This is a genomic window from Rheinheimera aquimaris (assembly GCF_020531985.1).
GTDB lineage: Bacteria > Pseudomonadota > Gammaproteobacteria > Enterobacterales > Alteromonadaceae > Alishewanella > Alishewanella aquimaris.
In genome coordinates this window covers 434,173-457,736 of sequence record NZ_JAJAVQ010000001.1, presented here as the reverse complement: position 1 = coordinate 457,736, position 23,564 = coordinate 434,173, and the positions used below count along the sequence as shown (strand labels likewise).

At 48.5% G+C, this 23,564-nt stretch carries 23 protein-coding genes; 21 read left to right on the top strand and 2 right to left on the bottom strand.

The annotated features are described in order from the left end of the window. Positions 1–115 precede the first annotated feature (115 nt). Positions 116–1,399: a citrate synthase gene (locus LHL18_RS02090; RefSeq protein WP_134054460.1), complete on the bottom strand. Its 1,284-nt coding sequence runs from the start codon at positions 1,397–1,399 to the stop codon at positions 116–118. Positions 1,400–1,789: 390 nt separating this feature from the next. Here LHL18_RS02090 and sdhC point away from each other — a divergent pair, with 390 nt between their 5' ends. The 21 genes from sdhC to glnS all read left to right on the top strand — a co-directional run bounded on the left by sdhC (position 1,790) and on the right by glnS (position 23,180). After that, positions 1,790–2,167 carry a succinate dehydrogenase, cytochrome b556 subunit gene (gene sdhC, locus LHL18_RS02085; protein ID WP_134054462.1) on the top strand — a complete coding sequence of 126 codons (378 nt, stop codon included), beginning with the start codon at positions 1,790–1,792 and terminating at the stop codon, positions 2,165–2,167. Further along, positions 2,158–2,505: a succinate dehydrogenase, hydrophobic membrane anchor protein gene (gene sdhD, locus LHL18_RS02080; protein ID WP_134054464.1), complete on the top strand. Its 348-nt coding sequence runs from the start codon at positions 2,158–2,160 to the stop codon at positions 2,503–2,505. Before sdhC ends, sdhD begins: the two co-directional genes overlap by 10 nt. After that, positions 2,506–4,278 (top strand): succinate dehydrogenase flavoprotein subunit, encoded by a 1,773-nt coding sequence (gene sdhA, locus LHL18_RS02075; protein ID WP_134054466.1) that lies wholly within the window; start codon positions 2,506–2,508, stop codon positions 4,276–4,278. It abuts the gene before it with no gap. A gap of 12 nt (positions 4,279–4,290) precedes the next feature. Further along, positions 4,291–5,010, top strand: coding sequence for a succinate dehydrogenase iron-sulfur subunit (locus LHL18_RS02070; protein ID WP_134054468.1), 720 nt, complete (start codon positions 4,291–4,293; stop codon positions 5,008–5,010). A 102-nt stretch (positions 5,011–5,112) separates the two neighbouring features. Then, positions 5,113–7,923 (top strand): 2-oxoglutarate dehydrogenase E1 component, encoded by a 2,811-nt coding sequence (gene sucA, locus LHL18_RS02065; RefSeq protein ID WP_226765563.1) that lies wholly within the window; start codon positions 5,113–5,115, stop codon positions 7,921–7,923. A 63-nt stretch (positions 7,924–7,986) separates the two neighbouring features. Further along, on the top strand, positions 7,987–9,189 hold the full coding sequence (odhB, locus tag LHL18_RS02060; protein ID WP_226765562.1) for a 2-oxoglutarate dehydrogenase complex dihydrolipoyllysine-residue succinyltransferase: 1,203 nt from the start codon (positions 7,987–7,989) through the stop codon (positions 9,187–9,189). A gap of 145 nt (positions 9,190–9,334) precedes the next feature. Beyond that, positions 9,335–10,501 (top strand): ADP-forming succinate--CoA ligase subunit beta, encoded by a 1,167-nt coding sequence (sucC, locus tag LHL18_RS02055; RefSeq protein WP_134054474.1) that lies wholly within the window; start codon positions 9,335–9,337, stop codon positions 10,499–10,501. Between the two features lie 10 nt (positions 10,502–10,511). Further along, on the top strand, positions 10,512–11,384 hold the full coding sequence (sucD, locus tag LHL18_RS02050; protein WP_134054476.1) for a succinate--CoA ligase subunit alpha: 873 nt from the start codon (positions 10,512–10,514) through the stop codon (positions 11,382–11,384). 79 nt (positions 11,385–11,463) lie between these two features. Beyond that, positions 11,464–12,114, top strand: a complete 651-nt coding sequence (locus LHL18_RS02045; RefSeq protein ID WP_226765561.1) for a glutathione S-transferase family protein — start codon at positions 11,464–11,466, stop codon at positions 12,112–12,114. Between the two features lie 80 nt (positions 12,115–12,194). Next, positions 12,195–13,232 (top strand): multifunctional transcriptional regulator/nicotinamide-nucleotide adenylyltransferase/ribosylnicotinamide kinase NadR, encoded by a 1,038-nt coding sequence (gene nadR, locus LHL18_RS02040; protein ID WP_226765560.1) that lies wholly within the window; start codon positions 12,195–12,197, stop codon positions 13,230–13,232. Between the two features lie 89 nt (positions 13,233–13,321). After that, positions 13,322–14,059 (top strand): thermostable hemolysin, encoded by a 738-nt coding sequence (locus tag LHL18_RS02035; protein ID WP_226765559.1) that lies wholly within the window; start codon positions 13,322–13,324, stop codon positions 14,057–14,059. Next, on the top strand, positions 14,056–15,540 hold the full coding sequence (locus LHL18_RS02030) for an AMP-binding protein (RefSeq protein WP_134054484.1): 1,485 nt from the start codon (positions 14,056–14,058) through the stop codon (positions 15,538–15,540). The genes LHL18_RS02035 and LHL18_RS02030 overlap by 4 nt, the downstream gene beginning before the upstream one ends. After that, entirely contained in the window at positions 15,515–16,195 is a 681-nt protein-coding gene (locus LHL18_RS02025) for a TenA family transcriptional regulator (protein ID WP_226765558.1), read from the top strand. Before LHL18_RS02030 ends, LHL18_RS02025 begins: the two co-directional genes overlap by 26 nt. Further along, positions 16,192–16,995: an SDR family oxidoreductase gene (locus LHL18_RS02020; protein ID WP_226765557.1), complete on the top strand. Its 804-nt coding sequence runs from the start codon at positions 16,192–16,194 to the stop codon at positions 16,993–16,995. Before LHL18_RS02025 ends, LHL18_RS02020 begins: the two co-directional genes overlap by 4 nt. A gap of 1 nt (position 16,996) precedes the next feature. Beyond that, positions 16,997–17,635 (top strand): tetratricopeptide repeat protein, encoded by a 639-nt coding sequence (locus tag LHL18_RS02015; protein ID WP_226765556.1) that lies wholly within the window; start codon positions 16,997–16,999, stop codon positions 17,633–17,635. A gap of 15 nt (positions 17,636–17,650) precedes the next feature. Further along, positions 17,651–18,310, top strand: a complete 660-nt coding sequence (locus LHL18_RS02010; RefSeq protein WP_134054497.1) for a response regulator — start codon at positions 17,651–17,653, stop codon at positions 18,308–18,310. Further along, on the top strand, positions 18,307–19,611 hold the full coding sequence (locus LHL18_RS02005; protein WP_226765555.1) for a sensor histidine kinase: 1,305 nt from the start codon (positions 18,307–18,309) through the stop codon (positions 19,609–19,611). The genes LHL18_RS02010 and LHL18_RS02005 overlap by 4 nt, the downstream gene beginning before the upstream one ends. Next, complete coding sequence (locus tag LHL18_RS02000) at positions 19,608–19,976, top strand: cupredoxin domain-containing protein (RefSeq protein WP_134054501.1); 369 nt, start codon at positions 19,608–19,610, stop codon at positions 19,974–19,976. Before LHL18_RS02005 ends, LHL18_RS02000 begins: the two co-directional genes overlap by 4 nt. Beyond that, positions 19,966–20,688: an FTR1 family protein gene (locus LHL18_RS01995; protein WP_226765554.1), complete on the top strand. Its 723-nt coding sequence runs from the start codon at positions 19,966–19,968 to the stop codon at positions 20,686–20,688. The genes LHL18_RS02000 and LHL18_RS01995 overlap by 11 nt, the downstream gene beginning before the upstream one ends. Further along, complete coding sequence (locus LHL18_RS01990; RefSeq protein ID WP_226765553.1) at positions 20,685–21,395, top strand: hypothetical protein; 711 nt, start codon at positions 20,685–20,687, stop codon at positions 21,393–21,395. The genes LHL18_RS01995 and LHL18_RS01990 overlap by 4 nt, the downstream gene beginning before the upstream one ends. Before the next feature lie 117 nt (positions 21,396–21,512). Continuing rightward, the gene (gene glnS / locus LHL18_RS01985) at positions 21,513–23,180 is read left to right on the top strand and encodes a glutamine--tRNA ligase (RefSeq protein ID WP_226765552.1); all 1,668 of its coding nucleotides are present in this window, start codon (positions 21,513–21,515) and stop codon (positions 23,178–23,180) included. A gap of 57 nt (positions 23,181–23,237) precedes the next feature. On the opposite strand, the gene LHL18_RS01980 is transcribed toward glnS, so the two are convergent. Then, the gene (locus LHL18_RS01980) at positions 23,238–23,432 is read right to left on the bottom strand and encodes a DUF3185 family protein (protein ID WP_134054509.1); all 195 of its coding nucleotides are present in this window, start codon (positions 23,430–23,432) and stop codon (positions 23,238–23,240) included. Positions 23,433–23,564 lie beyond the last annotated feature (132 nt).

The following is a 23,564-nucleotide window of genomic DNA, read 5'->3' as shown; positions in this document are numbered from 1 at the left end:
ATTTTGCCCGTTTTTACGTGACGGTGCAAATCTGCAGGGCGCTATTGCTGGCAGGTTATTTACTGTTATTAGAAATAAAAAAGCGGCCGTAGCCGCTTTTTTAAGTAAAACGTAATTAACGTTTATTCAGAGGTTTGAAATCACGCGCTGTGTAACCGGTGTACAGCTGGCGTGGGCGGCCGATTTTGTGGCCTTTTTCGCCCAGCATTTCGTCCCAGTGCGAGATCCAGCCTACAGTACGCGACATCGCGAAGATCACGGTGAACATACTGGTTGGAATACCGATGGCTTTTAAGATGATGCCTGAGTAGAAATCTACGTTCGGGTACAGTTTCTTCTCGATAAAGTACGGGTCTTCCAGCGCAATGCGCTCCAGCTCCATTGCTACATCCAGCAGAGGGTCTTTTATGTTCAGCTCTTTCAGCACTTCGTGACAGGTTTCACGCATTACTTTCGCGCGGGGGTCGAAGTTCTTATAAACCCTGTGACCAAAGCCCATCAGGCGGAAAGAGTCGTTCTTATCTTTCGCCCGGGCAACAAATTCAGGAATACGATCCACTGAACCAATTTGCTGTAACATCTTAAGGCAAGCTTCGTTAGCACCACCATGTGCCGGGCCCCATAATGATGCGACACCTGCAGCGATACAGGCATAAGGATTCGCTCCTGACGAGCCCGCTAAACGCACAGTAGAGGTTGATGCGTTTTGCTCGTGGTCTGCATGCAGCATAAAAATGCGGTCCATGGCTTTTGCCAGTACCGGGCTGACAACGTAATCTTCTGCAGGTACAGAAAACATCATATGCAGGAAGTTTTCTGAATAGCTTAAATCGTTGCGCGGGTATACGAATGGCTGGCCAACCGTGTACTTATATGCCATTGCTGACAGGGTAGGCAATTTGGCAATTAACCGGTGCGCGCTACGTTTACGTTGCGCCGGGTCGTTAATGTCTAAATCTGAATGGTAGAAAGACGACATAGCGCCAACAACGCCACATAACATCGCCATTGGGTGCGCATCTACGCGGAAGCCCTGAAAGAATGCGGCGATTTTTTCATGCACCATAGTGTGGCGGGTGATAGTGTGTTTGAATTGGTTGTATTTCTCTGCGCTTGGTAACTCGCCTTCCAGCAATAGATAGCACAGCTCAAGGTAGTCTGAATGTTCAGCCAGTTGCTCTATCGGGTAACCGCGGTGCAACAACACGCCGTTGTCGCCATCAATGTAAGTGATTTTTGATTCGCATGACCCGGTAGACATAAAACCCGGATCGAAGGTGAAGTAACCATGCTGACCCAAGGCGCGAACATCAATTACGTCAGTGCCGGCGGTGCCAGAGTATATTGGCAACTCAAACGATTTCCCATCGACCTGCACGACGGCCTTTTTATCTGCCATTGGATTTCTCCTGTAGTTGTAGTATCGGGTTAAAGGAATTTAGCAAATTGGTCGCTATTCTACCTGCAAACGACCCCTTAAAGTCAATTTTAATGCGTTTTCGCTCAATAAGTATTCGACTCTAGTATTATTGCTCTAAAGAGTAAAATGTGTAATGTTCCAAATACGGATTTTTTCGAGTAAAACCAAACAAAAATTGTAATAGCGAACTGTGAAATATATACTATTGCGGTTTTTAAACAGTTCACTCAGCAAGCACTTTTGCTGTCTGGCAGTACTGATCCAGCTTGAGCAAAAAGGTGTATTGGTTTTGAGTGTTGACTGTTTATACAGCAATGACAACGACAATGACAACAAGAGCTCGATAATGGGCATCGATGGGCAAGCACTGTGAAAAAACAAAGACCAGTAAATCTCGACCTCTCTACCATATCGTTTCCGGCACCTGCCATAGCGTCAATTCTGCACCGTGTTACTGGTGTAGCATTGTTTTTTGCATTGGTATTCGTTATCTGGGCCTGGGCGTATTCGCTGCAGGATCAGCAGAGCTTTGACTTTGTTAAAGAGCTGATGACGTCTCACCTGGCAAAATTCATTGCCTGGGGCACTATCACAGTACTTATTTATCATCTGGTTGGCGGTATTCGTCACCTGATTATGGATATGGGACACTGGGAAGAGCTGAAATCCGGCAATTTAAGCGCGAAAGTTGCGATCGCTATCTGGATCGTATTAGCAGTATTAGCAGGAGTATGGTTATGGTTCTGAATCAGGCAAGCCTGAAACGCGATGGCGTACAGGATTATGTGTCACTGCGGGCAACAGCCATCGTGCTGGCTCTGTATAGCGTATTTATTCTGGGTTTCTTCATCTGTACCCCGGAAGTGACGTTTGAAGTATGGCAGAACCTGTTTGCCAATACACTGGTAAAAGTGTTTACCTTGTTAGCTTTAGTCTCTATTGCTGTGCATACCCGCATTGGTTTGTGGCAAGTGCTGACTGACTACGTTAAGTCTGCTGCGCTGCGTGCAGTACTACAATTTTTCCTTTATGCCCTGGCTTTCGCATATGTAGCGGTCGGCCTGTTTGTTTTGTGGGGTGCTTAAGTGACTATTCCAGTAAGAGAGTTTGATGCCATCGTAATTGGCGCCGGTGGTGCAGGTATGCGTGCTGCACTGCAAATTACCGAATCAGGTTTAACCTGTGCATTATTATCAAAAGTATTTCCAACCCGTTCTCACACGGTGTCAGCGCAAGGCGGTATTACCGTTGCACTGGGTAACAGCCATGAAGATAACTGGGAATGGCACATGTTTGATACCGTTAAAGGTTCCGACTATATCGGTGACCAGGACGCTATCGAATATATGTGTAAAACCGGCCCTGAAGCGATTACTGAATTAGAGAACATGGGGTTACCATTTTCTCGTTTTGAGAACGGCCGTGTTTATCAGCGTCCTTTCGGTGGTCAGTCAAAGAATTTCGGTGGCGAGCAGGCAGCTCGTACTGCCGCTGCTGCTGACCGTACCGGCCATGCGTTATTACACTTGCTGTATCAGCAAAACGTTAAAAATAAAACTCAGGTATTTTCTGAGTGGTATGCCCTGGATTTGGTTAAGAACCAGGATGGCGCAGTAGTAGGTTGTACTGCTATCGACATCGAAACCGGTGAAATCGTCTATTTCAAAGCCCGCGCAACTGTGCTGGCAACCGGCGGTGCAGGCCGTATTTTCGCTTCTACTACGAATGCTCACATTAACACCGGTGACGGTGTAGGTATGGCTCTGCGCGCAGGTGTGCCGCTGCAGGACATGGAAATGTGGCAATTCCACCCAACTGGTATTGCTGGTGCCGGTGTACTGGTTACCGAAGGTTGTCGTGGTGAAGGTGGTTACCTGTTAAACAAAGACGGCGAGCGTTTCATGGAACGTTATGCGCCAAACGCGAAAGACCTTGCCGGTCGTGACGTTGTGGCCCGTTCAATGATGACTGAAATTCGTGAAGGCCGTGGTTGTGATGGTCCTTGGGGCGTACACATTAAGCTGAAACTGGACCACTTAGGTGAAGAGGTTTTAGAAAGCCGTTTACCAGGTATTTGTGAGCTGTCACGTACTTTCGCGCACGTTGACCCGGTTAAAGAGCCTATTCCGGTAATTCCAACTTGTCACTATATGATGGGTGGTATTCCAACAAACGTACACGGCCAGGTTATTTCGCCAAAAGCGGATGGTTCAGAGCCAATAGTGCCAGGTTTGTTTGCTTGTGGTGAAATTGCTTGTGTGTCTGTACACGGTGCTAACCGTTTAGGCGGTAACTCGTTATTAGACTTAGTCGTGTTTGGCCGTGCAACTGGCCTGCACTTAGGTGAAGCTTTAGCTGCTACCTCTGAAGGCCGCGCAGCTAGCCAGTCAGACATTGATGCTGCGCTTGCCCGTACCCGTCGTTGGGAAGATTCTAAACCAGGTCAGGGTGAAGACCCGGCGCAGATCAAGAAAGATCTGCAGCAGTGTATGCAGCTTAACTTCTCGGTATTCCGTGAAGGTAAAGCGATGGCCGAAGGTTTAGAGCAGTTAAAAGAAATTCGCGAGCGTCTGAAGTTCGCCCGTCTGGATGATAAGAGTTCAGATTTCAATACTCAGCGTATTGAGTGTCTGGAGCTGGACAACCTGATGGAAACCGCATTCTCTACTGCTGTCGCTGCAAATTTCCGTACTGAGAGCCGTGGCGCACATGCGCGGTTTGACTATCCGGATCGTGATGACGAGAACTGGTTATGCCACAGTGTCTATTCGCCGGAAACTGAAGCGATGACCAAACGTAAAGTAAATATGGAACCTAAGTTCCGTGATGCGTTCCCACCTAAAGCACGTAATTACTAAGAGGGCACAGCGATGAAGAAGTTAGTTATCTCCGTCTATCGTTATAACCCTGACGTTGACAAAGCGCCGCGTATGCAGGATTACACGCTGGACAACCCGGAAGGCCGGGATATGATGGTGCTGGATGCGCTGATTAAGTTAAAAGAGCAGGATCCGACATTATCGTTCCGTCGCAGCTGCCGCGAAGGTGTCTGTGGTTCAGACGGTCTGAACATGAACGGTAAAAACGGTCTGGCTTGTATTACGCCATTGTCTGCTGTCGGTTTAAAAGGTGGTAAGATCGTGCTGCGCCCATTACCGGGGTTACCTGTAGTGCGTGACCTGGTAGTTGATATGAGCCAGTTCTACACCCAGTATGAGAAAGTGAAGCCGTACTTAATTAACGACAGTAAGATTACGCCAGCGGGTGAGTATCTGCAGTCGCCGGAAGAACGTGCTAAGCTGGACGGCCTGTACGAATGTATCTTGTGTGCCTGTTGCTCTACGTCTTGTCCATCGTTCTGGTGGAATCCTGATAAGTTCATCGGTCCGGCAGGGTTGCTGCATGCTTACCGCTTCCTGGCGGATAGCCGTGATACAGCGACAGAACAACGGTTAAACGATCTGGATGATGCATTCAGCGTATTCCGCTGCCACGGTATCATGAACTGCGTTAATGTATGTCCTAAAGGTTTGAACCCCACCAAAGCCATTGGTGAAATTAAATCGATGTTGTTAAACCGGGCGCTGTAATGCGCCCTTTTTTGGTATGTTAATAAAAAACGGCCTGGTAACCTGCGAACAGGCTGTTTTTTTGCTACTTTTTCCAGGTGCGCGGAAATTAAGGGAAACTAAATGCACGAAGGTGTAATGAAGGCATGGTTAGAGTCTTCTCATCTTGGCGGCGGCAACATGGCCTATGTCGATGAGTTGTATGAATCCTACTTAGCTGAACCTACCAGCGTTGGCGACGAATGGCGTGAGTTTTTTGCCAAGCTGCCAAAACTTGACGGAGTTGATTTAGAAACCCGTCACTCAGATGTCAGACAACAGTTTGCTGAGCTGGCCCGCAATAAGCACCGCGAAGTGGTAGTGGTGAATTCTGCGACAGCTGCTGACAGTCGTCAGGTGAAAGTGTTGCAGCTGATTAACTCTTACCGTTTCCGTGGTCATCAGCAAGCTAACCTTGATCCGCTGGGGTTGTGGAAGCAGTCCCGGGTGCGTGATTTAGAGTTGTCTCATCACGACCTATCTGAAAGCGATTATGATACCGAGTTTAATGTGGGTTCTTTTGCTATAGGCAAAGACACCATGAAACTGGGTGATTTACACAAAGCGCTGGAAAAAACCTATTGCGGCTCTATCGGCGCCGAGTATATGCACATCGTGTCTACCGATGAGAAGCGCTGGATCCAGCAGCGTTTAGAAGCAAACCAATCTACTCCTTCTTACGATCAAGCTGAGAAGAGTCGCATTCTGAATGGTTTGGTCGCAGCTGATGGGTTAGAAAAGTATCTGTCATCTAAATTCCCAGGCGCAAAACGCTTCGGTCTGGAAGGTGGCGACGCGATGATCCCTATGCTTAAGGCAATGATACATCGCGCCGGTGAGCAGGGTGCGAAAGACTGTGTTATCGGCATGGCGCACCGTGGCCGCTTAAATACGCTGATTAACGTGTTGGGCAAAAACCCATCAAAACTGTTTGATGAGTTTGCTGGCAAGTACGAAGTTGTGGGCGCCGGTGACGTGAAATACCACATGGGTTTCTCTTCAGATTTTGAAACCTCTGGTGGCAATGTACACTTAGCACTGGCATTTAACCCGTCACATCTGGAAATCGTAAACCCGGTGGTGATTGGCTCTGTGCGCGCGCGCCTGGACCGTCGTGGTTGTACCGATGGCTCTTTAGCACTGCCTATTACCATTCACGGTGATTCAGCGTTTGCTGGTCAGGGTGTTGTCGCCGAGACGTTTAATATTTCACAAACCCGGGCTTTTAAAGTCGGCGGTTCTATCCGCGTGGTTATTAATAACCAGGTTGGTTTCACCACCTCTAATCCAGAAGACACGCGCTCCACGGAATACTGTACAGATATCGCGAAAATGGTGCAGGCACCTATTTTCCATGTTAACGGTGACGACCCGGAAGCCGTTGTCTTTGTTGCGCAATTGGCAGTTGATTATCGCAATACCTTTAAGCGCGATGTTGTTATTGATCTGGTATGTTACCGCCGTAATGGCCATAACGAAGCGGATGAGCCAAATGCAACACAGCCGCTGATGTATCAGAAAATTAAAAAGCATCCGACGCCGCGTGAAATATACGCGAAGAAGTTGGTTGCCGAAGGTTTGTTCAGTAATGAGCAGATCAGCGAAATGATCGAAAACTACCGTGATGCACTGGATAAAGGTGATTGCGTTGTCGAAGAGTGGCGGGCAATGTCAGAGTCTTCAGTAGACTGGACGCCGTTCTTGGGCCATGACTGGGATGCAACTTACGATGCCAGCGTATCGGTAGATAAACTGGTTGAGCTGGGTAAGAAGGCAACGAGCATACCTTCAAGCCATACTTTGCAGCGCCAAGTCGGTCGTGTATACGAAGATCGCGCTTTGATGCTGGCTGGCGAGAAGAAAATTGACTGGGGCTTTGCCGAAATTCTGGCGTATGCATCCACCGTTGCCGAAGGGAACCGCATTCGTATTGTTGGTCAGGATTCAGGCCGCGGCACATTCTTCCATCGCCATGCGGTATTGCACAATCAAACAGACGGTAGTACCTATACGCCGCTTGAGCATATCAGCGACGAGCAAGGGCCATTCCAGGTGTACGACTCTGCATTGTCAGAAGAAGCTGTACTGGCGTTCGAATATGGTTACGCTACGGCAGAACCGCGCGCAATGGTTATCTGGGAAGGCCAGTTTGGTGATTTTGCCAACGGTGCTCAGGTTGTGATCGACCAGTTTTTAAGCTCAGGTGAGCAGAAGTGGGGCCGTCTGTGTGGTTTAACCTTGTTGTTGCCTCACGGCTACGAAGGTCAGGGGCCGGAACACTCATCTGCACGTTTAGAGCGTTTCCTGCAGTTATGTGCCGATCACAATATGCAGGTTTGTGTACCCACTACACCAGCTCAGGTTTACAACATGTTACGTCGTCAGATGGTTCGCCCAATGCGCCGGCCTCTGATTGTGATGTCGCCTAAGTCTCTGTTACGTCATCCGCTAGCGACCTCTTCACTGGAAGAGCTGGCATCAGGTAAGTTCCAAAACGTAATTGGTGAGATAGACGATATTAAACCAAGCGATGTTAAGCGTGTGGTGTTCTGTAGCGGAAAAGTATATTACGAACTGCTGGAAGAGCGCCGTAAGCGTGAACAGAAAGACGTGGCGATTGTGCGTGTCGAACAGCTGTATCCGTTCCCGCATGAAGAAATGGCTGAAGTTTTAAGCCAGTATCAGCATGTGACTGATTTTGTCTGGTGTCAGGAAGAGCCGCAGAACCAGGGCGCCTGGTACTGCAGCCAGCATCATTTCCGAGCTGCAATTCCAAAGGCTGGTTATCTGAGCTATGCGGGCCGTGATGCGTCATCATCACCTGCTGTCGGTTACTTGTCTGTACACAACAAACAACAGCAGGCGCTGGTTAACGACGCGCTGACTATTAAGTAAATTATTGGCCGGTGTGAGATATACCGGCATAACTAAATAAGACCAACCGGTAAAGGTGAAAAAGTGGAAATTAAAGTACCCGTACTTCCAGAATCTGTTGCAGATGCAACCATCGCCACCTGGCACGTTAAAACAGGCGAAGCCGTAACACGCGATCAGGTATTAGTTGATATTGAAACCGACAAAGTGGTACTTGAAGTGGTTGCCCAGGCCGATGGCGTTATGGGTGAAATCATTCACGATACCGGTGCTACTGTAACAGCCGAAGAAGTTATCGGTAAAATGGAAGCCGGTGGTGCACCTGCTGCTAAGAAAGACGATGCTCCGGCGAAAAAAGAAGACAGCAAACCAGAAGCTGCCGCTTCAGATGCTAAGTCAGACGATAGCAACGATGACGCCTTAAGCCCATCAGTGCGTCGTATGATTGCGGAAAAGGGTTTAGATGCCAGCAAAATTAAAGGCACCGGCAAAAATGGCCGTGTAACCAAAGAAGACGTTGAAAAGTTTGTAGCTGGTGCGCCAGCTAAATCTGCTTCCCCGGCAGCTGCTACAGCTGTAGCTGGCGATCGTAGCCAGAAACGTGTACCTATGACGCGTCTGCGTAAAACTATCGCCAACCGTTTGCTGGAAGCGAAAAACTCTACTGCGATGTTAACGACGTTCAACGAAGTTAACATGAAGCCAATTATGGATCTGCGTAAGCAGTATCAGGACGTGTTTGAAAAGCGTCACGGTATCCGTTTAGGTTTTATGTCGTTCTACGTTAAAGCGGTAACGGAAGCGCTGAAGCGTTTCCCGGAAGTGAATGCTGCTATCGACGGTGACGATATCGTATATCACAACTACTTCGACGTAAGCATTGCCGTATCTACTCCTCGTGGTCTGGTAACACCGGTACTGCGTGATTGCGACAAGATGAACCTTGCTGAAATCGAAAAAGCGATTAAAGACTTAGCGCTTAAAGGCCGCGACGGCAAGCTGGCGATGGATGATTTAACCGGTGGCAACTTCACCATCACTAACGGCGGTGTGTTCGGCTCACTGATGTCTACGCCAATTATCAACCCACCACAGTCTGCCATTTTGGGTATGCACAAAATTCAGGACCGTGTCATGGTAGTTGATGGCAAGATGGAAATTCTGCCAATGATGTACCTGGCACTGTCATACGATCACCGTATTATCGACGGTAAAGAGTCAGTAGGCTTCCTGGTAACCATCAAAGAATTACTGGAAGATCCGACACGTATCCTGCTGGATATCTAAATATCCATAAAAAGTAGCTAAAAATGCTGTTGTTTTACGACAACAGCATTTTTTATCGAACCGGTTGGCACTATAATATGCGCCGATCAAAAGTCAGGCTGTACCAAAAGGGCAGCCTCCATATTCAAATGAACGGAAAATAGCCATGAATTTGCACGAGTATCAGGGTAAGCAACTGTTTGCCCAATATGGTTTGCCTGTATCTAAAGGCATTGCCGCAGCTACAGTTGAAGAAGCGGTAGCAGCTGCAGATAAAATCGGCGGCGACATGTTTGTTGTCAAAGCTCAGGTTCACGCCGGTGGCCGTGGTAAAGCGGGCGGTGTAAAGCTGGTTAAGAGCAAAGATGAAATCCGCGCGTTCGCAGAAAAATGGCTGGGTAAAAACCTGGTAACTTACCAAACAGACGAAAAAGGTCAGCCGGTAAGCCGTATCCTGGTTGAAACCTGTACAGATATCGCGAAAGAGCTGTACTTAGGTGCTGTTGTAGACCGTTCTTCACGTCGTATCGTGTTTATGGCTTCTACTGAAGGTGGTGTGGAAATTGAAAAAGTTGCCCACGAAACACCAGAGAAAATTTTAAAAGCCACTATCGACCCGTTGGTTGGCGCTCAACCATTCCAGGGCCGTGAATTAGCGTTCAAACTGGGCTTAGAAGGCAAGCAAGTTAACCAATTCGTGAAGATTTTCATGGGTCTGGCTAAATTGTTCCAGGAAAAAGATCTGGCGCTGTTAGAAGTTAACCCACTGGTTATCACGCCAGCTGGCGACCTGCACTGTTTAGATGCGAAACTGGTTATCGATGGTAACGCTTTATACCGTCACCCAGAGCTAAAAGAAATGCAGGATCCATCACAGGAAGATCCACGTGAAGCGCACGCAGCTTCATGGGAACTGAACTATGTTGCTTTAGGTGGTGACATCGGTTGTATGGTTAACGGTGCTGGCCTGGCAATGGGTACTATGGACATCGTTAAACTGCACGGTGGCCAACCCGCTAACTTCCTGGACGTAGGCGGCGGCGCGACTAAAGAGCGCGTAGTTGAAGCATTCAAAATTATCCTGTCTGATGACGCTGTTAAAGCCGTATTCATCAACATCTTCGGTGGTATCGTACGTTGTGACATGATCGCTGAAGGTGTAATCGGTGCAGTGAAAGAAGTTGGCGTTAAAGTACCGGTAGTTGTTCGCCTGCAAGGTAACAACGCAGAACTGGGTGCAAAAGTGCTGTCTGAAAGCGGCCTGAACATTATCGCTGATACAGACCTGACTGGCGCTGCACAGAAAGTTGTAGCTGCAGCGGCTAAGGCATAAGGGGTAAGCAATGAGCGTTTTAATTAATAAAGATACCAAAGTAATTTGTCAGGGTTTCACTGGTGCACAGGGTACTTTCCACTCTGAGCAAGCCATTGCTTACGGTACTAAGATGGTTGGCGGTGTAACACCAGGTAAAGGCGGTCAAACGCATTTAGGTCTGCCAGTGTTCAACACGGTTAAAGAAGCGGTAGAAGCTACTGGTGCTGAAGCATCAGTAATCTACGTACCAGCTGCTTTCTGTAAAGATTCTATCCTGGAAGCTGCTAACGGCGGTATCAAACTGATCGTTTGTATCACTGAAGGTATTCCAACTCTGGATATGCTGGATGCCAAAGTTAAGTGTGACGAATTAGGCGTACGCTTAATCGGCCCTAACTGCCCGGGCGTTATCACGCCGGGCGAATGCAAAATTGGTATCATGCCAGGTCACATTCACAAGCCAGGTAAAGTAGGTATCGTGTCACGTTCAGGTACTCTGACGTATGAAGCGGTAAAACAAACTACTGATTACGGTTTCGGCCAGTCTACCTGTGTTGGTATCGGTGGTGATCCAATCCCAGGTTCTAACTTCATTGATATCCTGAAGTTATTCCAGGAAGATCCACAAACTGAAGCCATCGTTATGATCGGCGAAATCGGTGGTTCTGCTGAAGAAGAAGCGGCTGCATTCATCAAAGCTAACGTGACTAAGCCTGTTGTATCTTACATTGCTGGTGTAACTGCACCTGCTGGTAAGCGCATGGGCCACGCTGGTGCGATTATCTCTGGCGGTAAAGGTACTGCTGATGAGAAATTCGCTGCACTGGAAGATGCCGGCGTTAAGACAGTTAAGAGCTTAGCGGACATCGGTAAAGCGCTGAAAGAAATCACTGGCTGGTAATCGTTTACTGAGCTATCTTGTAAAAGCCCGCTGAATTAGCGGGTTTTTTTTCGCTTAAAATTGATGCTAAGGAGGCTGTATGTACAACATTTATGGTGCAGCCGGTTCAGGTTCTGTTGCTGTAGAAGCAGTGCTTGAATTGATAGGCGCACCGTATCAGGTGCTGGTTGAAGCGCCAGTCTGGGAAGGCGAGACAGAGCGGGCGAAAGTGATCCCGGTCAATCCGATGGCGCAATTGCCGGTATTAGTTACTGAGCAAGGCGAGGTGATAACCGAGAGTGCGGCGATTTTGTTGTGGCTAGCTGAGCAACATCCTGAGGCTAATTTGGCTCCTAAGCCCGGTAGTGCCAAGCGGGCGCAGTTTTTACGCTGGATGAGTTTTATACCTGCAGCAATTTATTCCATGTATTGGGTAAGAGATGAGCCTGAACGTTTAGCCGGTGACAATAAAGTACTTTACCCGGAACTTCTGCAGCGTACTGCAGACCGTATCGCCCATTGCTGGCATGTGATGGACTCACAGCTGACACCGCAGCCGTTCTTGCTTGGTCAGCAAATGTCAGTACTGGATATTTATGTCACGGTTGCCAGCCGCTGGACGCCAAGGCGACAGCGGTTTTACCAGGTTGCGCCTGCTATGGCCGGCGTTGTCAGGCTAATTGATACTTTGCCACAGTTACAGGCTTTCTGGGCTAAGCGTTTTCCATTTGCAACCGGTTGGGAAGGCTGATAGCTGGCCAAACAGCATAGTGTTTTCTGATATTTCAGTGTAGGGTGCCGCTATTACTTTGTAGCAGCAGGGGGTTAAGCATGAAAGTGGGTGTTTTTCCGGGTAAATTTTTACCACCTCACCGCGGGCATATTACAGCGATACTGCGTGCTCATGCGTTGTGCGATAAATTGTACGTTGTCGTTAGTGAACGCTTGCAGGAAGACGGTGAATTATGTAGCGATGCCGGCTTAGCTTATATCAGCGGAGTGTTACGCCAGCGCTGGTTATCTCAGGAACTACTGGGGCTTGGCATCGAAGTACTGCTGCAGGATGATAGCACGAGCGCACCTTTTCCGGCTGGCTGGGGTGACTATGCGAAGAAGCTTAAACAGACAGTGCCTGCAGCTTTCAATGTTATTTTTGGTGGCGAAGAGAGCTATCGTAGTGGTCATCAACAGCATTTTCCAGATATCGGGTATCAGGTGCTGGACCCCCAACGTACCCAGTGGCCGATTAGTGGCACCGAGATCCGTGAACATCCTTATAAACACTGGGATTATATTGCCGGTGCTGCGCGACCGTTTTTTGCCCGCAAAGTGTTGATAACTGGCCCTGAATCCTGCGGCAAAACCACGTTGACACGCAAGCTGGCGAAAGTGTATTGCTCGTCGTGGTCTGAAGAGCTGGGGCGTGATTATCAGCACGAGGTTGTTGGCGGCAACGGCGACTTGTTTGATCTCGAAGATTTTAACCGCATAGCGCACTTACAATACGAACAGGATTTGAAGGCATTAAGGACAGCCAACAAAGTGTGTTTTTTTGATACCGATGCGGTGGTAACAGCGTTTTTCAGCCACGTTTTTTTAGGTGAAGTGGCTGACAGGGTAGAAAGCTTTATTGACGCCGGAAAGTACGATCTGGTGATAGCGCTTAAACCCACTGTACCCTGGGTGGCCGACGGCATGCGCGAGTTGGGCGACCCGGCTACGCGTACACTCAGTTTTGACCAGCTGATGGCGCTTTATCAGCAGTATGGTTTCGACATCAATACTTTTGTCGTGATAGATGCGCCAGATTATTATCAGCGGCTGGAAAGTTGTATTAATAGCGTTGACCAGCTGTTGTGTCAGCGCTGAAAGAACGTCAATTTACATATTCTTAATCCTTAAGACTACTTTAAGTTTAGTGTTGCACACTGGTCGTAACGGTAAAACAGGAGTCCGTTATGACCAGTTTAATGCGCAGTGTCGAGTCATATTTAAGTTGCGGAGTCGCCTCCTGTGCTGAGGCATCGCTATTTGCTTATCAGCCATCAGAACAGGCTGCTACCCATGGCGTATTGCACCTCATTGAGCCGCAACATACAGCACGGCATACGCTGGAACATTTTATCGCAGAAGGTTTTAGCAGACATTATCAGGCAAATGTACAGCACTTTATGCCTCATTTGCTTGGAGTATTGTTGTCTGAGCAGTGGCAAGCGGTACTCGGTATCCGGTTTGCAACTGAGGGGCCGCTGTTTACCGAACAATATCTAACACTTAATGCAGAGCAGGCGCTGCAACAGCAGCATATCGAGTGTCAGCGCGCTGACATCGCAGAAATCGGTCATTTGTATGCACAGAGCCGGTCAGCACTGATGCAGCTATTTGTATTGATGGTTCAGGCGTTACATCAGCTTGATGTAAAACAGCTACTATTTTCTGCGACCTCTGATCTTAAACGTCTATTACGCAGGCATGGTATTAGCTTACTCGAGTTGGCAAGTGCTAATCCAGAGTGCCTTGGCGATAAAGCAAAAGACTGGGGCAGTTACTATCAAAGTCAGCCAGATGTTTGTGTATTGTCTGTTACTCAGGCTGCGCAGCGGATCCAGGCTGATCCTCGCTTGCAGCAACTTATTTTTCGGCACTGGCCACAACTGCATGCTCTGGTTGATACCTTGATGGAGGCCAAACTATGAAGTTTTCTGTAGCTGATGGCGCCCGGCTAATCGACGCTCAAACCGGTACTGAACTGGATCACAAAGCTATAAATAGCAAAATCGTCCAGTGGCAAACGTTGCTGTCTGGTTATGGTGGTAAGCGGGTTGTCCTGACAGCAGATAGCTCGATAAACTGGGTACTTATCGATCTGGCATGTTTAAGCGCCAACATTCTGCTGACACCATTACCGACTTATCTTAGCGAATCGCAAAAGGCAGCAGTGCTGCAAGCGTTACAACCTGATCTATGGTTAAGCGATTATGAAATTAACGATGCTGACAGCAGTTTGCTGGAGGAGTTTGATGGCATTTTGTTGTACCAGTGCGCTGTTAAGCAAAATGTTACCGTGCCTGCTGGTACCCAGAAAATAACGTTTACCTCTGGCTCAACAGGCTCGCCTAAAGGTGTGTGTCTGTCAGACCGCAGCCAGCTTGATGTCGCCTTGGCGTTAAAAGCCAGAGTAGAGCATATTTGCAATGGTTCCCCGCGTCATCTTTGCCTGCTCCCCCTGCCGACGCTACTTGAAAACATTGCTGGTGTATATGCCCCTTTACTGGCAGGCGGCGAAGTCATTGTTGCGTCGGATGCGCAGCGAGGTTTTGTCGGCAGCCGTCTGGCCCAGCCACAAGCTATGTTGTCACTGATCAGCAACGTTCAGCCTAAAAGCCTGATTGTGGTACCTGAACTACTGAAAATGTTGGTAGCCGCGGCCCTAAAGGGCTGGCCGGTACCTTCAAGCCTCGAGTTTGTTGCTGTAGGTGGAGCCTATGTCTCACCGCAGGTTCTGCAGCAGGCCTCTGCAATCGGGCTGCCGGTCTATCAAGGATATGGTTTAAGTGAGTGTGGTTCGGTCGTTGCGTTATCAGATGTCGTACCATCTGAAGCCGGTGACAGTGTTGGTTTGCCATTGGCTTGCCGCGATGTTCAGATAATTGATGGTGAACTGGTCGTCAATACGCCATTTCTAGGCTATCTGGGGGAACCGGACTCTGCGGCGGACTGTGTGTTTACAGGAGATTTAGCTCAGTGGACACCTCAGGGGGGGCTGTGCATTCTTGGCCGGCGCAAAAACCTGCTGATTAACAGTTTTGGTCGTAATATTTCTCCTGAGTGGGTCGAGTCTGCATTAACCGACAGCGGTGCTGTGCAGCAGGTTATAGTGTTAGGTGAAGCACAACCATACTGCAGTGCACTGTTATATGCCGCCGCAGCGGTAACAGATACTGAACTTGCCGCTGCAATTAAGCAGGTAAACGCTGCATTACCTGACTATGCCAGAATTGTGACCTATTATCGCTTGCCTACGCCATTTAGCACTGATCAGGGCACACTCACTGATAATGGCCGGCTACGGCGCAATGTAATTATGCAGCAATACAGCAATATCATTTCCAAACTTTATTCTAACCAGTCCGACGTAACAGGAGATAAGTATGAGCTTTTATCAATCTCTGCTTGATGCAACTACTGAGGAGCGCGCGTATCTGCTAAGTGCGCCTATGATCCAACGCTGCTTCAGCGGAGATTTTACACTTGATCACTACGTCGCGTTTTTACAGCAGGCCTATCATCATGTTAAGCATACCGTGCCGCTATTGATGGCAGTGGGCGCCGAGCTACCTGAAAAAAAAGAATGGCTGCGTGAGGCTGTAGCTGAATATATTGAAGAAGAGTTGGGACACCAGGAGTGGATTCTTAATGACATAGCAGCCTGCGGCTTCGATAAAGAGCAGGTCAGGCGAAGCACTCCTGCATTTGAGACCGAGATGATGGTGGCCTATGCCTACGATGCTATTCGTCGGACCAGCCCACTTGCCTTTTTTGGAATGGTGCTGGTGCTGGAGGGGACGTCCATCAACCTGGCAGAACAGGCCGCCAAAGAAATCGCCACGAAGTTGGACTTACCACGAAAAGCATTTTCATATCTCAATTCACATGGTGCGCTGGATCAGGAACACATTAAATTTTATGAAAACCTGATGAATAAAATCACTGCTACAGAAGAACAAGCGGTGATAGTGCATGCGGCCAAAAGGTTCTATCGCTTATACGGTGATATTTTCCGCTCGCTGGAGCAACCGCATGGTATTCAGCAACTGGAGCAAGTTGCATGAATAGCCTACAGGGAAAGCGCGCACTGTTAACCGGCGCCAGTGGTGGTATCGGTAAGGCTGTGCTGCAACTGTTGTTGGTATCCGGCGCCGAGGTTGTCGTGACAGGTCGCGACGAGGCGGTGCTCAGTCAGCTGATATCCGAAGCTCCGGGGCGTGTATATCCTTTTGCAACTGATCTTAATGACGAAAAAAATCGTCAGGCACTGTATGCATTCTGTTTGCAAGTCGGAGGGATAGACATTCTTATCAATAACGCCGGAATAAGTCAGTTTTCGGCTCATGCAGAGCAAGATTTTTCTGCATTAATTACGACCAATCTGTTATCTCCCATGCAGTTGACCCAGTTGTTTATGCCAATGCTTAAACAACGTGACGGTACAGTGATAAATATAGGCTCGACTTTTGGCAGCATTGGATACGCCGGCTTTAGCGGTTATTGTGCCAGCAAGTTTGGTCTTCGGGGGTACACCGAAGCACTACAGCGCGAGCTGGCCGATAGTAAAGTGCGAGTGTTGTATCTGGCACCGCGTGCAACCAGGACCGCGATTAACACGCCGCAGGTTGACGCTTTGAACCGGGCTTTAGGCCAAGGAGTAGATTCACCGGAGCAAGTTGCCAAAGCCCTGATAGATCAGCTTATCAGCGGTCGCAAAAGGCGTTATCTCGGCAGCGCCGAAAATATATTTGTTCGCTTAAACGCGTTGCTTCCCGGGCTTGTTGACAAGGCTCTTGGCAGTAAGCTGCAGCGAATTAAGCAGTATTTCAAACCAACTTCAGCAAAAAACAGTGTGGGGGTTTAATATGAAAACAATAACGGGGATCATTCTGGCTGCTTTTGTCACAATACCAGGAGTTTATGCGGATGTGCTCACCGATATTAAGCCGCTGCAGCAACGTTGGGCAGAGGTAAACTATCAGCTTGATGAAGATAAACGCGAGCAGGCATTTGCCGATTTGTTAACTCAGGCGGATGCCGTGGTTGCGGCAAATACCGATAAAGCTGAAGCGTATATCTGGCGCGGTATTATTACCTCCAGTTACGCGGGGGCTAAAGGTGGTCTGGGTGCTTTATCACTTACAGAGAAGTCCAAAGCAGACTTAGAACGGGCTATTGAATTGGACGATACAGCCCTTCAGGGTTCTGCTTACACCAGTCTGGGGGTTTTGTATTACAAAGTGCCCGGCTGGCCGGTTGGCTTTGGTAGTGACAAAAAGGCCAGGCAGTTGTTGAATAAGGCGTTGGAGCTTAATCCTCAAGGTATTGATCCTAATTATTTTTATGCAGAATTTTTGACAGAAGAGCGCGACTACAAAGCCGCAATGCGCTATCTTGAAATAGCTAAGCATGCTCCGGCCAGGCCTGAACGACCTCTGGCTGATAGTGGCAGGCAACAGGAAATTACAGCACTAGAGCGAAAGCTGATGAAAAAGCTAAAATAGCCTCAGAGAGTAAAGATGCGATTATTGCTGGTTGAAGACGATGTGGCACTGAGGGACGGTTTGCAACAAGCACTGAGTGTGCAAGGGTTTGCTGTCAATTCTGTTGGTACCGGCCAGCAGGCCTTGGCGGCTGTCCGCTCCGGTGACTGTGATGCGGTTATTCTTGACTTGGGTTTGCCTGACATTGACGGTCTGTCAGTATTAAAGCAGTTACGGCAGAAACAGCAACGTATGCCCGTGCTTATTCTTACCGCGCGTGATGGCATTGATGAGCGGATAAAGGGGCTTGATTTAGGGGCAGATGATTACCTTGTTAAACCCTTCGCTGCACCTGAGCTGTTTGCCCGTTTACGGGTGATTGAGCGCAGGCTTGGCACAGCGTCAAGCCACCTAATTCGCTGCGGCGAGGTTGAGCTTGATACCACAGCGATGCAGTTACAATCGGGTGGTATTTCAGTGTCGTTATCACGTCGGGAATACGTGCTGTTAAAAGAACTGATGGAATCGGCAGGCAGAGTAAAAACCCGTGAGCAACTGGAAGCAAGCTTGTATAGTTGGGGGGAGGAAGTTGCCAGCAATGCCCTGGAAGTGCATATATCAAACCTGCGTAAGAAATTACCCGGCGATTTCATCCGAACTGTTCGTGGTGTAGGCTACAGCATCGCCAGACCATGACATCCGTCCGTCGTTACCTCATTTCAGTGCTGATTGCGATACTGGTGCTAACCAGCTTTCTGGCGGCGCTGCAAAGTTACCGTTTAAGTGCCGACAGGGCGCGTGAGCTTTTTGATCAGGACTTGCAACTTGTCGCCGCTGCTATTATGCAGCAATATCAGGTGGATAGTGTTAGTTTCGAGCAATCTATGGCAGTGCAGCTAATGCAGGGTCAGCAGATGCTTTATCGCAGTGAGCAAGCACCTGCACAAGCTGTCGGTGCGCCGGACGGGTTTTCTGAGCAGAATTTTTCCGGTAAACGTTGGCGGGTGTTTGTGCAAAATAGCAGCAACGACTGGCATATTATGGTGGCGCAACCTTTGCAACAGCGTTTGCAGCTGGCTGATGAGGTGGTTACAGCCTCTATTTATCCGGTCGTGTTGAGCCTGCCGTTACAGGCGTTGCTGATTTGGCTTGTAGTCAGCCGGGCGCTGCGGCCATTGAACACGTTTTCTAAAGAGCTGACATCACGTAAGGCGAATGAACTGACCCCGGTTACGTTGGAGCAGGTACCGCAAGAGCTGGCACCGGTACTGCTGTCAACCAATCATTTGTTCGAACGGTTATCTGCGGCATTTGCACGGGAAAAACGCTTTGCCTCAGATGTGGCTCACGAGCTCAGAACTCCGCTAAGTGTACTTGAGATTACGCTGCACAACGCGTTAACGCGGTGGCAGCAGCAAGGAATGTCGCAGACTGATGAAAGCATGCAGGCGTTACGAGACGGTGTAGACAGAATGCGCCAGCTTATTGAGCAGATTATGCTACTTAACCGCACTAATCCGGATAACTTTCAGGCGAAAATGCAGCCGCTTGATTTAGCCGCCCTGTGCCGTGAGGTTGTGGCCGATTGCTACCTCCAGCTGGAACGAAAACAGCAAAACATCAGTATTGAAGGTGAGGAGCATTTGCAGATCAGTGCTGATGCTTTTGCTCTGCGCTTAGTCATATCAAACTTACTCGGTAATGCAATTAAATATACGCCGGACGGTGGGCAGATCAAACTGACACTAAGCCGTGGCGATAAAACAGCAATCCTTGACGTGTCAGACTCTGGCCCGGGTATAGACCCGGATGAATACGAACAGGTGTTTAACCGTTTCTACCGAATTGGCGGCGACCGGCATCAGGCTGGTGTGCCGGGGTCTGGCCTTGGGCTGGCAATAGTAAAAGACATAGTGTTGTTGCACAGCGGCACCATAAACCTGGCTAAGTCTCAGTTTGACAGTGGATTAAACGTGAGGGTGGAGCTGCCTTTATGACGTTACTTTATCGCAGTTTTATACTGTGTTGCGCCCTAATGTCATGCAATGTGTTTTCCCGCCAGGAGTTTGTTCTGGTGATAAAAGACCATCTGTTTTCTCCAAGTCACCTTTATGTGCCGCAAGGCCAGAAAATTAAAATACGTTTGCTGAATCAGGACGCTACACCGGAAGAATTTGAGAGCTTTGCGCTGAACAGAGAAAAAGTAGTGCTTGGGCAGTCAGAGGCCGTGCTGTATCTGGGGCCGCTTCAGGCTGGGGAATATGGCTTTTTTGGCGATTTTCACCCTGATAGTGCCAAAGGTACGTTAATCGTCTTACCCGAAAACGAGTGGATACAACGGCAGGTAGAGCATGTTGATTAACACCGTTTTGGTCTATATCAGAGAATTACTGCCGGTATTGCTGCTATTGGCCACCTTGTTGCGTTTGCAGCATCATAGCCGCCGCTGGCTGTGGCAAAGTACGTTTTTAACCGCAGTCATGCTGATAGTGTTGCCGCCCTGGCTGGGTGATATTACACAGCTGGCCGATGGTACAGGCCTTGAATGGCTGTTTATTTCAGCGCATTTATCGACGCTGATTGCACTGTTTATTTTGTTGGCAGGTAGGATGAACAGTGCTTCTGTATTAGCTCTGTGTGCTCAGGCACTGCTGTGCGGTATCAATTTGTTGCTTTATGGTCTGACAAATATTGGTACTGACAACAGCACTGAAAGCTTCTGGCTTGGCGCTGTGCTGGGTGTTGGTATTGGAGCCAGTATTGCCGTTATATGGTACCAGCTACTGGCTGAATTGCAGCGGGTTAGTCAGTTTATTTTAGGCATGATGCTGGCACTGATTGGTGCCAGGCAAGGCATTGAAACGGTAACACTGCTTGGGCAGATAGATATGCTGCCATCAGGTGAGGCGTTGTGGGACAGCAGTGCTTTGGTTAGTGAGCATACTGAGGTTGGGGTGTTTTTTCAGGCGTGGTTCGGCTATGAGGCAACCCCCGATATGGTTCAACTGGGTAGCTGGTTGATGAGTTTTATATTGATATTAATGTTGTGGCAATGGCGAAGAGGCAAGCTATGAAACAAGTGCAGCTGGGTGTCATGCTGCTGTTGTTAGTGTTCAGTTCAGTTGCACTGGCAGATGGCAGGGTTGTTGATAAGGTGTATCACCCTTATGTGCAGCCGCTTGAGCGTGAATTTGAATACCGCGCCCTATATCAGCGACAGACTGACCATCCTGATAATAATGCGCTGGCGCAAAAATTCGGCTATGGCTTCTCATTGGGCAACAATATGGCATTCTCGCTGTACTTGCTGGCTGAACGTGTTATGCCGGAAGACTATACACTGGCTAGTTATGAAGCGGAGCTGCGCTGGATGTTAACTGAGCAGGGACAGTACAGTTGGGATTGGGGCTTATTGTTTGAAGTTGAGCATTACCAGCAGACCGATAGCAACGAGTTCACTACGGGTTTATTAGTTGAAAAAGAGTTTGAACATACCAGTCTGACCGTAAATGCGTTATTGGTATACGAATGGGGGCAGAACGTGCCGTCAGAGCTCGAAACCGAGTTTCGTCTGCAATACCGCTACCGGTTTCTACCCGCATTACAGCCTTCAGTCGAGATATATTCCGGTGAAAATTACAAGGGCGCCGGGCCCGGTTTTATGGGGGTATACAAGTTCAGCCCCACACAACAGTTGAAGTGGGAAGCCGCTATGGTATTTGCACTGGACAACGACACCATAGACCGCACCTTTCGTTTTGCGCTGAAGTATGAATTCTGAATAAGTGCGCAGTAAAATCTTTTCAATTGTGAGGAACTGGCAGTAGTCAGCCTTGTTTCTGCTGCTATAATGCCGCATCTGAATGAAGTTCCAGTGAGAAGAAGGACAACATATTTTATGGCGGACGCAGAACATCGCCCCAGCAATTTTATCCGGCAAATAATAGATACTGATTTAGCATCAGGCAAACATAATGCGGTACAAACCCGGTTTCCGCCCGAGCCAAACGGCTATTTGCATATCGGTCACGCCAAGTCTATCTGTCTTAATTTTGGTATCGCGCAGGATTATCACGGCAAATGTAATCTGCGCTTTGATGATACTAACCCGGAAAAAGAAAACGTCGAGTTTGTTGAGTCAATTCAGCGTGATGTTAACTGGTTAGGATTTCAGTGGGATGGTGCTGTACGTTATTCGTCTGACTATTTTGAACAGCTCTACGGTTACGCGGTTGAGCTGATAAATAAAGGACTGGCCTACGTTTGTTTTCTTAATAACGAACAAATGCGTGAATACCGGGGCAACCTTACTCAGCCGGGTAAGGCCAGCCCGACACGTGATACCAGCCCGGCAGAAAACCTGGCGCTGTTCGAGAAAATGCGCGCCGGTGGTTTTAAAGAGGGCGAATGCTCGCTGCGTGCCAAAATTGATATGGCGTCCAGCTTTATGTGTATGCGTGATCCGGTGATTTACCGGGTAAAATTTGCCCATCACCATCAAACGGGTGACAAGTGGTGCATCTATCCGATGTATGACTTTACGCATTGTATCTCTGATGCCCTGGAGGGTATTACTCATTCGCTGTGTACGCTGGAGTTTCAGGATAACCGCCGGTTGTATGACTGGATCCTGGATAACATCACTATCGCTAGTCACCCGCAACAGATTGAGTTTTCACGCTTAAATCTGGAATATGCCGTGATGAGCAAGCGTAAGCTGCAAACCCTGGTCGAGAAAACTGTGGTATCAGGCTGGGATGATCCACGTATGCCAACTATTGCTGGTTTACGCCGTCGAGGCTATACACCGGCTGCCATCCGTGAGTTTGCCAAGCGCATCGGTGTCACCAAGCAAGATAATGTCATTGAAATGAGTGCGCTGGAAGCCTGTATCCGCGAAGACTTAGATTCAGCTGCGCCGCGTGCCATGGCAGTGCTTGACCCACTTAAAGTGACCATTACCAATTACCCGGCAGACGGTATTGAGTGGGTGGAATCGCCGAATCACCCGAAAGATGACTCCATGGGCAGCCGTAAACTGCCGTTTGGCGCTGTGGTGTACATTGACCGTGCTGATTTTCGTGAAGAGGCGAACAAGAAATATAAGCGTTTGGTGCTAGGCGGCGATGTGCGTTTACGCAATGCCTACGTTATCCATGCTGATGAAATGGTAAAAGACGCTGATGGCAATATTGTTGAACTGAAATGTTCATATTTACCGGAAACTCTTGGAGAGAACCCGGCTGATGGCCGCAAAGTGCGCGGTGTTATTCATTGGGTAGAAGCGACTCATGCCGTGCCTGCGGAGTTTCGTGTGTATGACCGGTTATTCAGCGTGGCCAACCCTGCGGCAGAAGAAGATTTTCTAAATGTAGTAAACCCGCAATCGCTGGTCGTTAAGCATGGTCTGGTTGAACCTTCATTAAAAGATGCCAAGGCGGAGCAGGCGTATCAGTTTGAACGTGAGGGTTATTACTGTGCGGATAATCGTGATTCTACCGCAGCTAAGCTGGTGTTTAACCGCACAGTAGGCTTACGTGATAGCTGGGGTAAAGAAGAAGAGTAAACTGATCTGCAGAATAGATAAAAGGCCGCTACGCGGCCTTTTTACTTTTTAGCTCTGTTATTTCTTTAGCAAAATGCCAAGGCCGACAATAACAGCAACGGCACCACCGACCAGAAACCAGATAGAATTATCAGTTGGGTTACCCGTAACCATTTCGGTTACCTGAGACGCCGTTGAATTATACTCGGTATAGCCAAAATATAATAAAATTGCCCCTGCCACCAATACTGCCAAGCCTATAATTTTATTCATGTTATTCTCCGTATTCTTGGGTTTGTATCGTTTTTATTTTTGCCGTACTTCTTTTATAAAGTAAATATCACTATTTACACAACCATTTTCAGCGATACGGGCTGATACTGCTGGTTATAACATGGCATAGAT